15 protein-coding genes, 1 tRNA gene and 1 riboswitch are annotated in these 16077 nt (G+C 43.5%); of the genes, 9 read left to right on the forward strand and 7 right to left on the reverse strand.

Annotated features, from left to right (window positions below; all coding sequences use genetic code 11):
- Positions 1–132: 132 nt before the first annotated feature.
- Positions 133–1461 (reverse strand): methylenetetrahydrofolate--tRNA-(uracil(54)-C(5))-methyltransferase (FADH(2)-oxidizing) TrmFO, encoded by a 1329-nt coding sequence (gene trmFO, locus VNN20_06020; protein ID HWP91735.1) that lies wholly within the window; start codon positions 1459–1461, stop codon positions 133–135.
- A gap of 332 nt (positions 1462–1793) precedes the next feature.
- Positions 1794–1906: riboswitch (cyclic di-GMP riboswitch) on the forward strand.
- Positions 1907–2053: 147 nt separating this feature from the next.
- On the opposite strand from trmFO, the gene pilB reads away from it, so the two are divergent.
- From pilB to VNN20_06055, 7 genes are all read left to right on the forward strand, one after another.
- Positions 2054–3808, forward strand: coding sequence for a type IV-A pilus assembly ATPase PilB (gene pilB, locus VNN20_06025; protein ID HWP91736.1), 1755 nt, complete (start codon positions 2054–2056; stop codon positions 3806–3808).
- 10 nt (positions 3809–3818) lie between these two features.
- A complete protein-coding gene (locus tag VNN20_06030; GenBank protein HWP91737.1) occupies positions 3819–4913 on the forward strand; it encodes a type IV pilus twitching motility protein PilT in 1095 nt (364 codons plus the stop codon).
- A gap of 24 nt (positions 4914–4937) precedes the next feature.
- On the forward strand, positions 4938–6152 hold the full coding sequence (locus tag VNN20_06035; GenBank protein ID HWP91738.1) for a type II secretion system F family protein: 1215 nt from the start codon (positions 4938–4940) through the stop codon (positions 6150–6152).
- Positions 6153–6243: 91 nt separating this feature from the next.
- Positions 6244–7872 carry an ATP-binding protein gene (locus tag VNN20_06040; protein HWP91739.1) on the forward strand — a complete coding sequence of 543 codons (1629 nt, stop codon included), beginning with the start codon at positions 6244–6246 and terminating at the stop codon, positions 7870–7872.
- Between the two features lie 22 nt (positions 7873–7894).
- On the forward strand, positions 7895–9322 hold the full coding sequence (locus VNN20_06045; protein HWP91740.1) for a sigma-54 dependent transcriptional regulator: 1428 nt from the start codon (positions 7895–7897) through the stop codon (positions 9320–9322).
- A gap of 186 nt (positions 9323–9508) precedes the next feature.
- Entirely contained in the window at positions 9509–9844 is a 336-nt protein-coding gene (locus VNN20_06050; GenBank protein ID HWP91741.1) for a hypothetical protein, read from the forward strand.
- Between the two features lie 24 nt (positions 9845–9868).
- Positions 9869–10867, forward strand: a complete 999-nt coding sequence (locus VNN20_06055; GenBank protein HWP91742.1) for an OmpA family protein — start codon at positions 9869–9871, stop codon at positions 10865–10867.
- 109 nt (positions 10868–10976) lie between these two features.
- Here VNN20_06055 and dcd read toward each other — a convergent pair whose 3' ends face one another.
- From dcd to minC, 4 genes are all read right to left on the reverse strand, one after another.
- Complete coding sequence (gene dcd / locus VNN20_06060; GenBank protein ID HWP91743.1) at positions 10977–11495, reverse strand: dCTP deaminase; 519 nt, start codon at positions 11493–11495, stop codon at positions 10977–10979.
- Between the two features lie 172 nt (positions 11496–11667).
- A complete protein-coding gene (gene minE / locus VNN20_06065) occupies positions 11668–11925 on the reverse strand; it encodes a cell division topological specificity factor MinE (protein ID HWP91744.1) in 258 nt (85 codons plus the stop codon).
- Positions 11926–11927: 2 nt separating this feature from the next.
- The gene (gene minD / locus VNN20_06070; GenBank protein ID HWP91745.1) at positions 11928–12710 is read right to left on the reverse strand and encodes a septum site-determining protein MinD; all 783 of its coding nucleotides are present in this window, start codon (positions 12708–12710) and stop codon (positions 11928–11930) included.
- A gap of 13 nt (positions 12711–12723) precedes the next feature.
- On the reverse strand, positions 12724–13335 hold the full coding sequence (minC, locus tag VNN20_06075; GenBank protein HWP91746.1) for a septum site-determining protein MinC: 612 nt from the start codon (positions 13333–13335) through the stop codon (positions 12724–12726).
- A 245-nt stretch (positions 13336–13580) separates the two neighbouring features.
- On the opposite strand from minC, the gene VNN20_06080 reads away from it, so the two are divergent.
- Positions 13581–13655, forward strand: a tRNA-Thr gene (locus tag VNN20_06080).
- A 27-nt stretch (positions 13656–13682) separates the two neighbouring features.
- On the opposite strand, the gene VNN20_06085 is transcribed toward VNN20_06080, so the two are convergent.
- Positions 13683–14777, reverse strand: coding sequence for a tyrosine-type recombinase/integrase (locus VNN20_06085; protein HWP91747.1), 1095 nt, complete (start codon positions 14775–14777; stop codon positions 13683–13685).
- 111 nt (positions 14778–14888) lie between these two features.
- The gene (locus VNN20_06090) at positions 14889–15632 is read right to left on the reverse strand and encodes a LexA family transcriptional regulator (GenBank protein HWP91748.1); all 744 of its coding nucleotides are present in this window, start codon (positions 15630–15632) and stop codon (positions 14889–14891) included.
- A 140-nt stretch (positions 15633–15772) separates the two neighbouring features.
- Between VNN20_06090 and VNN20_06095 the strand changes: the two genes are divergently transcribed.
- Positions 15773–15979 carry a helix-turn-helix domain-containing protein gene (locus VNN20_06095; protein HWP91749.1) on the forward strand — a complete coding sequence of 69 codons (207 nt, stop codon included), beginning with the start codon at positions 15773–15775 and terminating at the stop codon, positions 15977–15979.
- Positions 15980–16077 lie beyond the last annotated feature (98 nt).

A 16077-nucleotide genomic window follows, 5' to 3' on the forward strand; every position in this document is an offset into this window, starting at 1 on the left:
CCTATTTTTGTGTTATTGGGATATAGAATAATACCATTATTTCTAGGAAATCAAATTTTTGACCCATATGTAGTGGTTAAATATCGTTTTGTCGTCTTTTTCGTGTTACGCCTTACAATTTCTTAGTATAGCTTATTCAGGAAGCAAGGCTTTAAAATCTGCAATTAAAGCCAATGCCCTTTCTGCAATGAACTGCTTTTTCTTAGACTTCGGCACATCGTTGATTGAAGGAAATAGCCCAAAATTTATATTCATAGGCTGGAATTCCCTTATATTCTCGTCTGTGATGTATCTTATCAGCGCTCCGATCGCGGTCTGAGGGGGCGGGATTATTGGGTTTGCCTCCATTGAAACCCGGGCCGCATTTATTCCTGCCAGTACCCCCATCGCTGCAGATTCTACGTAGCCTTCAACCCCAACAATCTGTCCGGCAAAGAAAATAAGTTCTTTTCCCTTAAGTTGAAGGGTAGGATGAAGAAGCTTGGGCGAATTTATGTATGTGTTTCTGTGTATGCTACCATATCTCATGAATTCTGCCTTTTCTAGACCGGGTATCATCCGGAGAATCCTCCGTTGTTCCGGGTACTTGAGCTTCGTTTGGAATCCGACCATGTTGTACATAGTTCCGTTTTTATTTTCCATCCTTAGCTGGACCACTGCAAAAGGTGTTTTCCCGGTGCGAGGGTCAGTTATGCCCATAGGTCTCATCGGACCGAAACGAAGGGTATCTTTTCCTCTCTCTGCCATTACCTCTATGGGGAGGCATGCCTCGAAATAGTGAGCTTGCTCGAAATAGTGCGTTTCCACCTTCTCTGCGTTGAGAAGTTCTTCTATAAACCTGTAATACTCATCCTTAGTCAGTGGACAGTTTAGGTAATCACCCTCTTCTTCTTGTCCCCTACCGTATCTCGAAGCCCGAAAAGCAACGGAGTAATCTATGCTATCAGCGTCAAGGATTGGGGAGATGGCATCATAAAAATAGAGATGAGAGGAGCCAGTCTTCTTTCTAATCTCCTCTGAGAGTGATTCTGAAGTCAACGGTCCAGTTGCAATTATGACGGGGCCGTCTTTTGATTCAGGGATTTCTTTTACCTCCTCTCTGACTACTTCGATTAAAGGATGTTCTTCAATCTTTTTAGTCATATAGCTGGAAAAATTCTTCCGGTCGACTGCTAGAGCTTTTCCAGCTGGTAACCTAGTTTGGTCTGCAGCTTCAATCACAATGGAGCCCAATATCCGCATTTCCTCTTTTAGAATTCCACTAGCATTATCGAGCGCATCGGATTTAAGAGAGTTACTGCAAACCAGTTCGGCCAAGTCTCCAGTCTTGTGGGCCGGGGTAGAGTTTTTTGGTCTCATCTCAAAGACCCTGGCCCTGAGTCCAAAGCGTGCCACTTGAAAAGCTGCTTCAGAACCAGCTAGGCCTCCACCAATAACGCTAACCACTCTTTCTTTGGGCATTGTCAAAAGATATTACATGATGTTCGGTTCGGCTCCAAAATTCTGGAATTTTCGCTCGGTAAAAAAGATTCTAAGGAAAATAATTGTTTAAATCCATAAACCTAAGGTGAGCAAAGACGACAAAATTTGTAATCTTTAACGATAAAACGTCACGACGGTGCAGTTCTTTATTATTGGGGTATTGCTTTTTGGTCAGGAATTTCGTGTGTTGTCAATGAATTATACATTTCTGAATTGAATTTGTCTTCTGGCATATATATTGCAAAATTCGTGGGTTAAAATCTTAGTTGACTTTAAGAAAAAATGGAGGTATAAAGAGGTGGACAAAACTTTATGGAAAATGGCAAACTACTTGAAAAAGTAGGACCGCAAAGCTACTGGCCTAAGTTGCTTGTCGGAAAATGTAGTCATGGTATTCAAGCAATAGGGCAGCAGGGTTGCCCAACTGAGTATGGTTCCCCCTCGGAAATACTTCCTTCATTCCTAAGGTCTTTGCGGTTGGCAAATACTGATTCGGCAAGTAAACAACATAGTTCTCACGGAGAACCGCTGGCGTTGATTTTCATAGCAAAAAATCTAAAGGTGGGGAAATATGAAGGAACAGAACATAAGTAACCGTATAGGGGATATCTTAATCAAAGAAGACGTTATCAGCCTTGATCAACTTAAGAATGCTATCGAGGAGCAAAAACATTCGGGAAAGAGGTTAGGAGAGACCCTTCTTAACTTAGGTTATATAGATGAAAATCAACTGGTTGCCTACTTGAGCAAGCAATACGGCGTCCCGGCTATCGACCTTGACCAGTTTGAAGTAATGCCCGAAATCCTGAAGGTAGTTCCCAGGGAATCGGCTATTAAACATAAACTTATCCCAATTAACCGTTCTGGGTCTACCCTGGTTGTAGCTATGTCTGACCCCTCTAATATATTTGCCATTGACGACCTTAAATTTGCTACGGGTAAAAACATCGAAGTGGTAGTTACATCAGAGAGAGCCATTCAAAATGCAATCGAAAAGTACTATGGTTCTCAAAGGGACTGGGAGGAAAAAGTAAAGGCAGAACAGAGCATGGGTGCGGTGGACAAGCTTTTTGGCGAATTGGAAGATTATGCTCTGGATGTCATCGGGGAAGAAGAGATAAATGTTGGAGAGCTGGAAAGGGCCTCGGAAGAAGCTCCGGTTATAAAGCTTGTTAATCACATACTGCTAGATGCCATGAGACGAGGGGCAAGCGACATTCATATCGAACCGTATGAGAAGGATTATAGAGTTAGATACCGAATCGATGGTGTACTGTATGACACCATGCGGCCACCCTCAAAACTTAAAAATGCGGTTTCTTCGAGAGTCAAGATTATGGCTAACCTGGACATCGCCGAGAGGAGACTCCCTCAAGACGGCCGTATAAAAATCCAGGTTGGTCACGGAAGAAACATGGAATACCGCGTTTCTGTGATCCCTACTCTATTCGGAGAAAAGGTGGTAATGAGACTTCTGGATAAGGAGTCTCTGCAACTTGACCTGACTAAGCTTGGTTTCGAAGAGGACCAACTGAGAGGATTTAGAGATTCTATTTACAAGCCCTACGGAATGGTCTTGATAACCGGCCCTACCGGAAGTGGAAAAACTACCACACTATATTCCAGTTTAATGGAACTGAATCGTCAGGATGTCAATATATCCACTGCCGAAGACCCGGTTGAGTACAGTCTGCCCGGCGTGAACCAGGTGCAGATTCATGAGGAAATCGGGCTTACTTTTGCGGCAGCGCTAAGGTCATTTTTAAGACAAGACCCGGACATAATACTGGTTGGAGAAATCCGAGACTATGAGACTGCAGAAATTGCAATCAAGGCCGCTCTCACTGGTCACCTTGTGCTCTCTACCCTTCATACGAACGACGCTCCTTCCACAGTTACCCGTCTTCTTAACATGGGTGTAGAGCCTTTCCTAGTAACCGCATCGTTGAACTCTATAGTGGCCCAGAGACTTATGAGGAAGATTTGTCCTGATTGTAGAGAAGAAGTAGAAGTCTCTCCTCAAGTGTTAATCGACCTAGGAGTGTCACCAAAAGAGGTGTCCGACTATATAATATACAAAGGAAGAGGTGACGGCTGTAAAACCTGCCTGGGTACGGGGTACAAGGGAAGGGTGGCCGTATATGAGGTTATGTTACTCACCGAGGAGTTAAAGGAGTTTATCCTGAGCGGAGCGTCGGCATTGGAGCTCAAGCGCGAAGCGATAAGACAGGGAATGAAGACACTCAGGCACAGCGCTATAAATAAGCTCAAACAGGGTGTAACAACCGTCGAAGAAGTTGTGAGAACCACATCGTCGGATAGCTAGGAGGGAAAGTATGGCAGTTCCAATATATGAACTACTAAAAGTAATGGTGGATAATAACGCGTCGGATCTTCATATTACCGCCGGTGCTCCACCTATGCTTAGGATCGATGGCAAGCTAGTCCCGGTTAAGCATCCCCCACTTACTCCACCGGAAACAAAGGATTTATGCTACAGCGTGCTCACTGATACACAGAAACACAAGTTTGAGGAGAATTGGGAGCTCGACTTTTCTTTCGGGGTTGAGGGTCTGGGTAGATTTCGCGGGAATGTTTATACGCAAAGAGGTGCGGTTGGAGCGGCTTTTCGTATGATACCTTTTAAAATAAGAGGCATTCATGAGCTGGGGTTGCCCCCAGTTGTCTCCGATCTCATAAAAAAACCGAGAGGACTTATACTGGTTACAGGTCCCACCGGGTCCGGAAAGACAACGACTCTAGCCGCTATGATCGACCAGATAAACCAGGATCGCCACGAACACATCGTGACAATCGAAGACCCCATAGAATACGTTTATGGACATAAGAGTTGTATAGTGAATCAAAGAGAGGTAGGAAGCGACACGAAAAGTTTCCATAACGCTTTGAGAAGCGTGCTTCGGGAAGATCCGGATGTCATTTTGATTGGAGAAATGAGAGACCTTGAAACCATTAAGATAGCCCTTACCCTCTCTGAAACGGGTCATTTGACATTTGGCACACTTCACACGAACACCGCTGTACAGACCATAAACCGCGTCATAGACGTTTTTCCCCCGCACGAACAAGCGCAGGTGAGGGCACAGTTATCATTTGTCTTGGAGGGAATATTGTGTCAATCGCTGATGCCTAGGATTGGCGGAGGAAGGGTGCTCGCCGTGGAGGTATTAGTTCCTAATCCAGCCATAAGAAACCTTATCCGGGAGGATAAGGTGCATCAAATCTACTCCCAACAGCAGATAGGGCAAGAGAAGTGGCAAATGCAGACTCTTAATCAGTGTCTGGCTGATTTATATCTGAAGAAGCTTATAACATACGAAGACGCAATCGGAAAAAGCCAAGAACCAGAGGAATTGAAGAGACTTATCTCTGTCCCCACCGCTAAAATGGGGCAGGCAATTAGACGATAAAACAACTATTAGAAGGAGTCAGAAATGCCTGTATACGTTTGGGAGGGAAGGGTAAGAGGCAAAATCCAGAAAGGAGAGATCGAGGCTCCTAATAAATCGGCAGTGTTGGCGCGCCTCAGGCAGATGCAAGTTCAGCCGATTCCGGACAAGGTCAAGGAAAAGGGAAAACTCTTCGATTTTAAATTCCAGTTCGGCGGCGTTTCCAGTAAAGACCTGGTTGTTTTCACCAGACAGATGTCAACCATGATTGATGCGGGTCTTCCTTTAGTCCGGTCGTTGGACATTCTGGCCTCCCAGCAGGATAATGCCAAGTTCAAGGTCATTCTTACCCAGGTCAAGGAGACCGTTGAAGGGGGGTCGACTTTTGCTGATGCCTTAGCCAAGCATCCAAGCGTTTTTAATGCGTTATATGTGCAATTGGTGAGAGCCGGAGAGTCGGGCGGAGTTTTAGACGTCATTCTCCAGAGATTGGCTGTTTATCTGGAGAAAATAGAAAGCATAAAAAGAAAGATCAAAGGAGCAATGATTTATCCCGCTATTGTTATATCCGTGGCAATCATAGTTCTTTCTATAGTGATGATATTCGTCGTTCCCACCTTTGCCGAGATGTTTAAAGACATGGGGACTACCCTGCCGGCCCTTACTCAGCTTGTCGTGGATATAAGCACGTTTCTTAAAAACAACATTATCTACATACTTATTGCCATTGCTATACTTGCCTTCTCTATAGTTGTTACTTACCGGCGGTCGGAGAAAGCCAGAAGGCTTTATGATGCATTTTTACTCAAGCTCTGGCTGGTAGGGGACCTACTCCTAAAAACGGTTATTGCCAGATTTTGCCGGACCCTGGCAACCCTCACGGCAGGAGGTATTCCTATACTTGACGGACTGGAGATTACAGCAAAGGCATCTGGCAATAAAGTGACGGAGGAAGCTATCCTGGAGGCAAGAAAAGAAGTGAGTGAGGGTAAAACACTGGCTGAACCGCTTGCCGCTAAGCCCAAAATATTTCCGCCCATGGTGGTTCAAATGATAGCGGTTGGGGAACAGACCGGAGCTTTAGATGACATGCTCAATAAAATAGCCGATTTCTATGAAGATGAAGTAGATGCCGCTGTAGCGGCTTTGTTGTCGGCGCTCGAACCTTTGATGATTGCCTTTCTGGGAGCGACTGTGGGGGTGATAGTTGTGGCAATGTACCTGCCGATGTTCAAGCTTATATCGACTATGGCCGGATAATAGGTGGACGTATTTGAGATAGTGCTTGTAGCCTTTCAAATAATCTACCCTGATACTTCGGATAGATTTATACTTATAATATCTCGACAAAATGAAATGGATAAGCGGAATTGACTTAGGGCCTAGGAGTGTCGTAGTTCTCAGGACGGTGCTAGCAACGGTACTTTTAGGTTCTGGCGTATTGATTTATTTTGCAAACGGTTACGAAAAAGAAGCTTTCTTTATAGTTTTGGTATTAGCATTAACCTATTTTCTTAGTTTGCTTTATTTGTTACTAAACCCTCTTTTCCTTAATCATCTCAACTTATTCAAAGGAATGCAACTCGGTTTTGATTTGGTGCTTGCCTCCGCTGTTATTTATATAACCGGTGGAAAATCGAGTCCGTTCATTTTTCTCTATGCTCTTTTAATAATATTTGCCGGAATGATATTGAATAGAACCGCCAGTTATATTACGGCCGCGGCATCAGGATTGATATACCTTATTATGGAGCTATATCAATTTAACCTTGATTCTGGTCGGTTAGCCATCCTATCGACTAGCACTTGGGATGAAAAGGGAATTGTTTATGCCTACTTCAACCTATCTGGCTTTCTGCTGATAGCAATACTGGTTGGGTACTTGTCTGAACGAATAATCACAACTAGAAAAGAGCTTGGGGAGAGCGCCAAGAGTTTTCAGATCCTTAAAAACCTGCATGAGAAAATTCTGCAAAGTCTGACCAGTGGTGTTATTACCCTCGATCTTCGGGGGAGTATTATATCTATCAATCGGGCGGGTCTTGAAATTCTAGAAATTAGTGGGGAAGATAAACTATTGAGAAACAGCATAAACTCTATTATGCCCGATGTCAGGATCGAGGAGATCTTATCCAAAAAAAGGGAAGAGATGTCGTACACCACACCCGGGGGTAGGGGGATTACTTTAGGCTTTTCATCATCGGTTCTCAGGGATGAGGAAGGGACGATGAAAGGATATATCATAATTTTTCAGGACCTCACCGAGGTCAAGGAGCTGGAGGGCCGTTTGCAAACTTCCGAAAAAATGGCGCTTCTGGGCCAACTTTCTGCGGGTCTTGCTCACGAAATAAGAAACCCGCTCTCGGCGATAAGCGGTGCGGTTGAAGTTTTGAGCGATGAAGTTAAGCCGACTGAGAATAATCTTAGGCTAATTAAGGTAGTAGCCCAGGAGGTGGAGAGATTAAATTTGTTGGTTGAGGACTTTCTTCTCCTCACCATGCCCATTCAAGCTTTAGCCGCGCCGGTGGATGTGGGGTTAGTTATTAAAGAGACAGTTGAATCTTTTGGAAAAACCGTTCGTAGAGCCGGGCTGGAAATAGAAACGGATTTACAAAGGGGTACTTACGTACAAGCCGACTCCTACCGGCTAAAACAGGCAATTTGGAATCTTTTACATAACGCAGTGCAGGCTATGCCCAACGGGGGCAAAATTGCCATAGAGTCTTACCTGGAGGGAGATAGCGTGGGAATCAAGATATCGGATAGTGGTTGCGGCATAGATGAGAACATACTTTCTAGAATATTCGAGCCTTTCTTTACTACTAAAAACCTGGGTACAGGACTTGGTCTGGCAATTGTGCAAAAGGTGATAGAGAGTTATAATGGGAAAATAGAGGTTAAGACTGCTGAGGGTAAGGGAACAACATTTTTAATGACTTTACCCAAGGCCAAAAAGCTGGCTGAAGAGGTCAAACATTGATGGTATATAAGAGAGGTGATTGATGGGGCAGGAAAAGAGTAAGATCTTGGTCGTTGATGATGAGCCGGGAATGAGGGAATTTTTAGAGATAATGCTCCAGAAGGACAACTACGTCGTCGAGACTGCTTCGGATGGTTCAGAGGCTATACATAAAATCGAGGGCGACCTTTTTGACCTGGCTGTGGTAGATGTCCAGATGCCGGTGATGAATGGAATTGAGGTTCTAAAAAGAGTTAACGAGAAAAGCCCGGAGACAACGGTAATAATGATTACCGCATTTGCGTCTCATGAGACGGCTATCGAGGCTATGAAGCTGGGAGCCTACGATTACATAACAAAACCCTTCAAGATCGATGAAATAAAACTGGTCATAAAAAAAGCTTTAGATAAAAAGAGGCTCGAACGCGAGAATTCGAGGCTTAGAAAAGAGCTGGAGACAAAATACGGTTTTGGCAATATTATTGGAAGAAGCCCATCCATAGTGAAGGTTTTTGAGTTAATTAAAAGGGTGTCTGAACTTAAAGTAAATGTGTTGATCACCGGGGAAAGCGGAACCGGTAAAGAACTGGTGGCGCGTGCAATCCACTACAGTGGGACCAGACACGAGGGCCCTTTTGTTCCGGTAAATTGCGGGGCTATCCCGGAGACACTCATGGAGAGTGAGCTATTCGGCTACAGGAGGGGTGCCTTTACCGGAGCGATAAGGGATAAGAAGGGGCTATTTGAAGAAGCCAGCAACGGGACGATTTTTCTGGATGAGATTGCCGACCTCCCCCTCCATCTCCAGGTGAAGCTGCTGAGGGTTATAGAAGAAAAGTCGATTCGGCCGTTAGGCAGCTCGGAACCCATACCCGTGGATGTTCGTGTAATAGCCGCCACCAATAAGAAACTGGAAGAGGAGGTCTCAAAAGGTAGATTTCGTGAGGACCTTTTTTATCGTCTAAATGTGATAAAAATAGTGCTGCCACCTCTTAGAGAACGAAAGGAGGATATTTCACCACTGGCCATACATTTCATCGGCAAATACTCACGGGAGATGGGAAAGGATATTCGTGGAATTTCTCCAAAGGCACTGGAGATTCTGGAGAGTTACCATTATCCGGGAAACGTTAGAGAGCTGGAAAATATAATTGCCCGGTGTGTCGCTTTGGAAACCTTGAACGTGATTCGCCAAGAAACCCTCCCCCAACTGGTGAGTGGTAAGGATTATCTAGACTTGGAGACCAGCTTTTCCTCGACTGCCAGTTTGGATACTTTGCTCGGGAATGTGGAAAAGAAGATGATAGAGAAAGCGCTTAGGTCAACTGGGGGGAATAAAACTGAAGCGGCAAAGCTTTTGGGCATTACCCTCCGTTCACTGCGATATAGATTGGCAAAACACGGGCTTTATGAAGAAGCTGGGGATGAAGATGAGATAGGCGAGGAAGAAATCAAGGAAGAGATTAGTTGAAGTATTAGGCCAGTAAGACTAGAATTTATTAAAAGTTTGATTAATCTAATCTACCAAATGACGTTTCAAATATATCATGATTGAAGCCAAAATACCGGGCATCTTCTATTAAAAGACTAGACATTTGATGGAAAATAATGTTATAAATATTCGGTAAATTAAACTGCTGCTTAATGGAGGTGGAGGATGAGGGATCTTATTGTTTCTCTGTTTATATTTTCCGTCTTTGTTGTTTGTATAGGTGCACATGCCGAAGAATATGCCCCTACGGCGGCCCAAAGGCATTTTACAGCTATTGTAAGAGGGCTACCGGGTGTGGTCAGCACCGAATGGGAGTCTCCGATTTCACTCTGGGTAAAGGCCTCATCAAAGGCAGTCGGTTCACCGCCTAGGCCCCAGCAGGCACAGCAACTGTCGAATATACTTGCGGAAAGGGGTAGAACCGCTCTTATGCAGCCTTTCTGTGTTTATATATACCAGACAAAAGACAACCCGCTTGCCAGGACCTGCGTGTACTATTGATTCCGGTCGGAGGAGAGTGAATAAATGAGAAATTTCAGGAGAAAATTTCTATTTTCTTCACTGTTACTTTTTTTCTTGGCGAGTTGCGTAGGCGAGGTTCCTATAGAGCCGCCTAAAAGGGGTTTCTATAAAAACGAACCGGTCGTTTTCAAGTCATCTTACGACGAAGTATGGTCAGCTATTATCATGGCAGTCGGGGAACTGGGTTGGGATGTTGAAAAGGCGGATAAAGAGAAAGGGGAGATAGAACTTATCACTTCATACGTATACAACAGCTATTTTGAGAAATATGAAAGGCTATATGTAGAGCCAACAAACGTGCAACTAGAAAAATCAAGGGTTAGTCCTTATTTAAGGAAGATTTCCTACTACGAAAAGATCACCCCGCCCCCTGCCCCGCCGAATCCTAAGTTTGTGAAAGAAAATCTTGGGATTAAGGTTACCAGTCTATCCCCTATGGAGACTGAGGTTAAAGTCAATTATAAAATTGCACCCTATTACGATTATAAGATAGGATATCTCGGAACGGTGAGGTCCAACGGTCGCTTCGAGAAAGACCTTTTCAAGAGGATTAATGAGATTTTAACTGAGGAAGAGGTACCACCGCCTCCCCCACAACCAGTCGAGGTGGAGGTAAAACTTACCGACATATTTTTTGATTTTGACAGATATGATATCAGGCCCGACGCCGTGCCTGTGCTTCAGGAAAACGCCGAAGTGCTCAAGAATAATCCTGAGCTCACTATTCTGATCGAGGGCTATGCTGATATAAGAGGTACAGACGAGTATAACCTGAGGCTGGGACAGAGGAGAGCGGATTCAGCAAAAGCTTATCTTGTAAGTCTGGGCGTTGATCCGGCTAGAATACAAACCGTAAGCAAAGGCGAGACGACCAAATTTGCCGTAGGGACAACGGAAGAGGCTTACCAACTGAATAGGAGAGCTCACTTTCTCCCGGTTAGACCGGGCCTTGCCCCTGGCGCAAGAATAATGCTCAAAAAGAAGAGCCAACCCTCTTTGTAACATCGCCATATGCCAACGACGACACAGTTGTGGATATTATTCCACTTTATGTGGATGGCATCCGCGGTTTCCGGTGACTACTAATAATAAAAGCTTGTCGTCCGATTACTCAAAAGTTGTCCTCATTTTGCTCTTTGAACCGGCCTTGGTATATCGCTTCACCGAGCGTTTTCTGGAATATAAACTGGCATATCGCTGTCCCCGGGTGCAAGGCAATGGGCATTGGGCTGAAATTTATTATCTCCAAGCACTGCTTGTTGCTGATCCCTGGTTGCATAAAACTGGTAGATATGTGCACTAGAAGTCCGAGTCTGGCGAATCTGCTCCTGCCCTCTAGCCAGCCGCATATGCTAGGAGAAAGGGTTATTTTTTCTATGGTGATTCCAAGTACCATCTCCCCGGGCATCAGTATTAGGTGGTCATCGATCTTGATTTTCTCGGTAACACCCTCATAGTTAGCATTTTCTCTTATCTCGACCACCCTCCTTATGTTCTTGAAAATCCTAAACTCGTTACTCAGGTGTAGATCAACCGAGGCCGGCCCCACTAGTTCTATGGTGAACGGTTCAATCTTGATGTTACCCTGCCTTATCTCATTCAATATCTCATCTCGGGTAAGTATGCTCATAATGGACTCCCTGTTTTTTGAATAAAATAGTTTAACCTCTGATAAGAAGTGGCGGAAAAGTGGTCGGGTCAAAGAAAGGATTGCTTTTCAAAGGTGATATTGGAGGATTTTGGCAGAAAAGTGAAGAGTGGATATAAAGAGTGTTTGAAGACTAAATATTCCGCCCAATACATTATCTACGGCCCTTGACGAAGGGAATGCATATGGATAGCTCGTCTCTTGAGCTATCCGTCCTGAGGTTAATTTCTATGTTGCTTAAGTTAAATTGAGGATATTTCTGAAAAATATGTATAAGGTCTTTTTGTAGCTCTTCGGTGAAGTTATTGGGAAGATCTCTCCTCTCGTAGGAAAGCACCATCGTCAGTCTTTCTCTGGCAATGTTGGCTGATTTATTCCTTTTCAAAAATCCAAACATATCGAATATAGACATTATTATCCCCCCAAAATTCGACTTAGTAAGCTCTTTTTCTCGTCAAGCTCGGTAAAGGGTATATCGTTACCTTCTAGTCTTCTGGCGACGTTCATCAGGGCCTTTCCGGCTCGCGAATTTTCTGAGAGTACGATAGGTTCACCCTTGTTCGTGTAGTCAACCATCTTTTCTTCATCAGGCACGATTCCAATCTTCGGGATGTGGAGAATTTCCTCAACATCTTCGACCGATAACATCTCGCCTTTTTTTACTTGATGAAGCTTTATCCTGTTTATAATCAACTTTATATTTTCTTTCCCCATGGATTCCATCAGCCCGATCACTCTATCGGCATCCCTTACCGAAGATACTTCCGGGTTTACGACTACAAGCACCTCAGATGCCGGGGCAGCCGCCGTCTTGAAGCCTCCCTCTATGCCTGCCGGGGAATCAATTAGTATATAATCGAAGTTCCATTGAACTTTCTCGACAATATCAACCATTTGTTCCGGCTTGACCGAATCTTTGTTCTTTGTTTGAGCTGCGGGTAGAAGATATAGGGAAAAGCCTCTCTTATCCCTCACAAAGGCCTTCTCTGGGGCTACTGCGCCCTCAACGACGTCGACCACGTCATACACTATCCTGTTTTCTAGGCCCAAGATCATGTCCAGATTTCTAAGCCCAATATCCGCGTCTATGGTCAGGACTCTCCTTCCGATCGAGGACAGGGCCGTTCCCAAATTAGCGGTTAAAGTAGTTTTTCCAACCCCACCTTTTCCCGATGTGACAACAATAACTCTAGCCATAATCCTTTACCCCTTATGTCTGTATTTTTTCTATATATATCTGGTGTTCCCGGACAAAAGCCTTTTCCGGATATTCCGGAAGTTCGATATTATCTGGCGACCTGGTGAAAAAGCTGCCAATTCTAAGCTGCTGCGGTCTTAATTTTAACGCCATGACGATGGCCGTCTCGTCTCCGCTTGCCCCGGCGTGAACTATCCCCCTGGCTGTTCCCATTATAATTATGTTCCCGGAGGCGATTACGTATGCATCTGGGTTTACATCGCCTATTATCAACACGTCACCGTCGTACTCGACTCTCTGACCTCCCCGGAGTGTTTTATTCACTACCTGTAATGACTTCTTCTCTTTTATATCATCGAGGGTTTTTCGCTCTTCTTTTTCCTTGTTGTCAGACGACCTATATCCTAAAAACTTCGTATTACATTTTTTGAGTGTTTCCTCGAATCTTTTTTTATCCTCGTCGCTTATTTCAAAATCACTATAATCGATAACCACCATAGAGCCTTTAAAAAAGGCGGAGGATAACTTATCTTCGAGCTCGGACAAGTTTTCTTCCACGGTCTTATCTTTGTCTAGCTTGACCATTAATGCCGGGACTGTCACGCCCTTGATAATTATTCCCATCTACTTGTAGCTTATTTGTTTGTGGATTTTAGCAGTTTAAAAAAAGCGGATATAACTTATCATATATTGTGGCGCAAAACAAGCAAATAAAGCATCCGTTGATGCTATGCTCATGATTGAATAACGGTGCAAAGTTCTATTGCTTAAACCGCTCCCCTGTGGATAGATCAAATTCAGCATGATATAATCATTCTTCACTAGAATTAAACTGGATTTGTTAGGTATATATGCTTCTCTAAACATATGCCGACGTAGCTCAGCGGTAGAGCAGCGCACTCGTAATGCGCAGGTCAAGGGTTCGAGTCCCTTCGTCGGCTCCAATGATTTCATGTAGTTACGACAGTTTTTCATTTTCCAAAATTTTCATTGCTACGGAAATTGCTACGGATTTGATTGAAATTCGCCAAAATTTCTACTGCTTCTTTAACACTTTCCTCTGGATGGGAATACCTCTCGGTAACTTTCACTGTTGAATGTCCTAATAACTTTGTAATGGCATGAAGAGGAATTCTAGATTCTACTAGACGAGTTGCGGCTGTATGTCTTAGGTCGTGAAATCTTAGATTCTCTATGCTAGCTTTCTTACAAGCTGTCTTGAAAGAGTGCTTGAGCCAGTTTAAATGGCTGTCTATTCCTTTAGGGCTTGGAAACACAAATTCACTTCCTCCTGATGTCAGTTTACGTTCTATTAAAATAGTTCTCACAACTGGATTGACCGGAATCTTCCTTGTCTTTTTGCTCTTGGTGTTAGTTTGGGGCAGGGTAATAATGTTATGTTCAAAATCTATCCACTCCCATTTGAGCCCCAGTATCTCACCTTGGCGCATCCCGGTATTTAAAGCAATCCGAATAACGTCATGTAGATATGTAGGACTAGTTTTAAGCAACCGTTCTTCTTCCTCAGGGGTTAGGATTCTCTCTACTAGGTTGTGCACCTCCAACATTCCTGATAGGGTTACCGGATTCCTCCCAAAGAATTTACCTTTTCTATAGGCAAGGTTAAAAAGATTTTTCACTACCGATAACTCACGATTTACTGTAGCCGGTTTAGCATCCTGGTTTAACCGGAGCTTTTTATAAGCGTCTATATCATCAGAACTGATTTCATTTAGCTTCCTACCATTAAAAAGTTTATTAAAGTGGTCTAACGCTTGTCTAGTTCTCCTAAATGAACGGTTTTGTTTTACGTCTCTGATATGCTCAATGTACTCTTGAGTAAATTCCGATAGCGTAGGAATGCGGTTAGTTATCATATCCAATTCCCCTAACCGTACCTGACGTTTCTTTTCTTCAAGCCTAACTTGAGCGGCAGCTTTTGTTATCATCCCCACTTTGCCTACGGATTCCCATTTTTCCTTACCGTTCCCCAAAGAATAACGAATGTACCAATAAGCAGTCTTCGAACCGTCTTTGTTCTTTATCCAGCGTTTAAATACTCCCATAGTTATTCCCTCCCTTTCTTAAGATTTTTTACTTTTTCTTTTTTTCTACTTTGTTATTAGTAATTGACCCATCTTCTTGGAGACTGTTGCAGTCACTTCACTGAATTTTGGTCATACATTTTTAATCTCAATCACCTTTACTATCCGACCTACTATTCTCAATTCCTCTCTCTCAATTACTTCTAATGGATATTCCTTTTCTTTGTATACCGGGTTATCCGCCTTTAGAATAAGCTTGTTATACTCTACGAAAACTCTTTTCACTGTAGCACCGATGTATGGTATCTCGATAGCGTATAATTTCCCGTCAATAATCTTTTTTTGATTCATATCAACAAGTACAACAGAGCCATCAGAAATAGTAGGTGCCATGCTGTCTCCTATTACCTTGATTCCAAGTACATGTTCCTGAATCCAATCAACTTTGATCGGGACATAATCTATTGGTTCCAGAGACCTATGGTTTCTTTCAGCGTTCCCAGCATCCACTTCGTTGTAAACAGGAAAAAGCACGTATTCACCCTTGCTATATTGTTCGCCTGGGTCCCAAACACCTTTGAATTTCCATGGAAGTAAATCGGTTTCCTTAGGCACCGATAATTTTGTTCCTACTTGCTTTCTTGGTTCCTCAAAAAACATTTCCCCTTCACCCTTCCGCAGCCACATAGGATTGACACCATAGGTTTGCTCTATGAGCTTAAAAAGCCTTTCAGTTGGCGGCACTTTCTCATTCTCTATTTCTGAATAATAACTCTGACTAAATCCTATTTCTTGAGCGAAATCCTTTTGAGATAACCCCAAGTGTGCTCTAAGAACCTTTAATCTATCGTGTAACGATTTAGTTTCCTTTATCAATTAATTACCCCCTTGACAATTAATCTTACAGTACCATAATTCGATATTCAATGTCAATTATTGGTCAACAATAATGAATAGCATAGTAGAATTCGTCGCAGACAACCCAGACATATAACTCAAAATAGGAGTGGTAGCAAATGGAAGTTATTAAGATAGGACCAGAGAAAAAAGAACTCTTGACCCTTGGAGAACTTGCCGAGCGGTTTTCCATCCCGCTTTGGACTCTTCGTACCTATGCTTCTCAGCGTAAGTTTCCCATCGTTAAGCTGGGCAGAAGAATCTACGTAAATCCGAATGAGTTCAGGCAGTGGCTAGATCAATTCAGAGTCAAGCCAATAGGATGATAAAAGATAGATTCGCACAGAATGCCCTCGCAGTTTTCATTGATGCCCTGTGGTCGCTATTTGTCCTTAGAAAAGGTTTGATTTTAGGAGTTGCGGGT

The sequence above is a fragment of the Thermodesulfobacteriota bacterium genome, assembly GCA_035559815.1.
Classification (GTDB): Bacteria; Desulfobacterota_D; UBA1144; order Nemesobacterales; family CSP1-2; genus DATMAT01.

Coding starts and splice junctions, on each gene's coding strand:
- VNN20_06085 (HWP91747.1), bottom strand. CDS start 14,777: ATGGGAGTATTTAAACGCTGGATAAAGAACAAAGACGGTTCGAAGACT.
- trmFO (HWP91735.1), bottom strand. CDS start 1,461: ATGCCCAAAGAAAGAGTGGTTAGCGTTATTGGTGGAGGCCTAGCTGGT.
- dcd (HWP91743.1), bottom strand. CDS start 11,495: ATGAGCATACTTACCCGAGATGAGATATTGAATGAGATAAGGCAGGGT.
- VNN20_06040 (HWP91739.1), top strand. CDS start 6,244: ATGAAATGGATAAGCGGAATTGACTTAGGGCCTAGGAGTGTCGTAGTT.
- VNN20_06030 (HWP91737.1), top strand. CDS start 3,819: ATGGCAGTTCCAATATATGAACTACTAAAAGTAATGGTGGATAATAAC.
- minE (HWP91744.1), bottom strand. CDS start 11,925: ATGTCTATATTCGATATGTTTGGATTTTTGAAAAGGAATAAATCAGCC.
- minC (HWP91746.1), bottom strand. CDS start 13,335: ATGGGAATAATTATCAAGGGCGTGACAGTCCCGGCATTAATGGTCAAG.
- VNN20_06095 (HWP91749.1), top strand. CDS start 15,773: ATGGAAGTTATTAAGATAGGACCAGAGAAAAAAGAACTCTTGACCCTT.
- VNN20_06035 (HWP91738.1), top strand. CDS start 4,938: ATGCCTGTATACGTTTGGGAGGGAAGGGTAAGAGGCAAAATCCAGAAA.
- VNN20_06050 (HWP91741.1), top strand. CDS start 9,509: ATGAGGGATCTTATTGTTTCTCTGTTTATATTTTCCGTCTTTGTTGTT.
- VNN20_06045 (HWP91740.1), top strand. CDS start 7,895: ATGGGGCAGGAAAAGAGTAAGATCTTGGTCGTTGATGATGAGCCGGGA.
- minD (HWP91745.1), bottom strand. CDS start 12,710: ATGGCTAGAGTTATTGTTGTCACATCGGGAAAAGGTGGGGTTGGAAAA.
- pilB (HWP91736.1), top strand. CDS start 2,054: ATGAAGGAACAGAACATAAGTAACCGTATAGGGGATATCTTAATCAAA.
- VNN20_06055 (HWP91742.1), top strand. CDS start 9,869: ATGAGAAATTTCAGGAGAAAATTTCTATTTTCTTCACTGTTACTTTTT.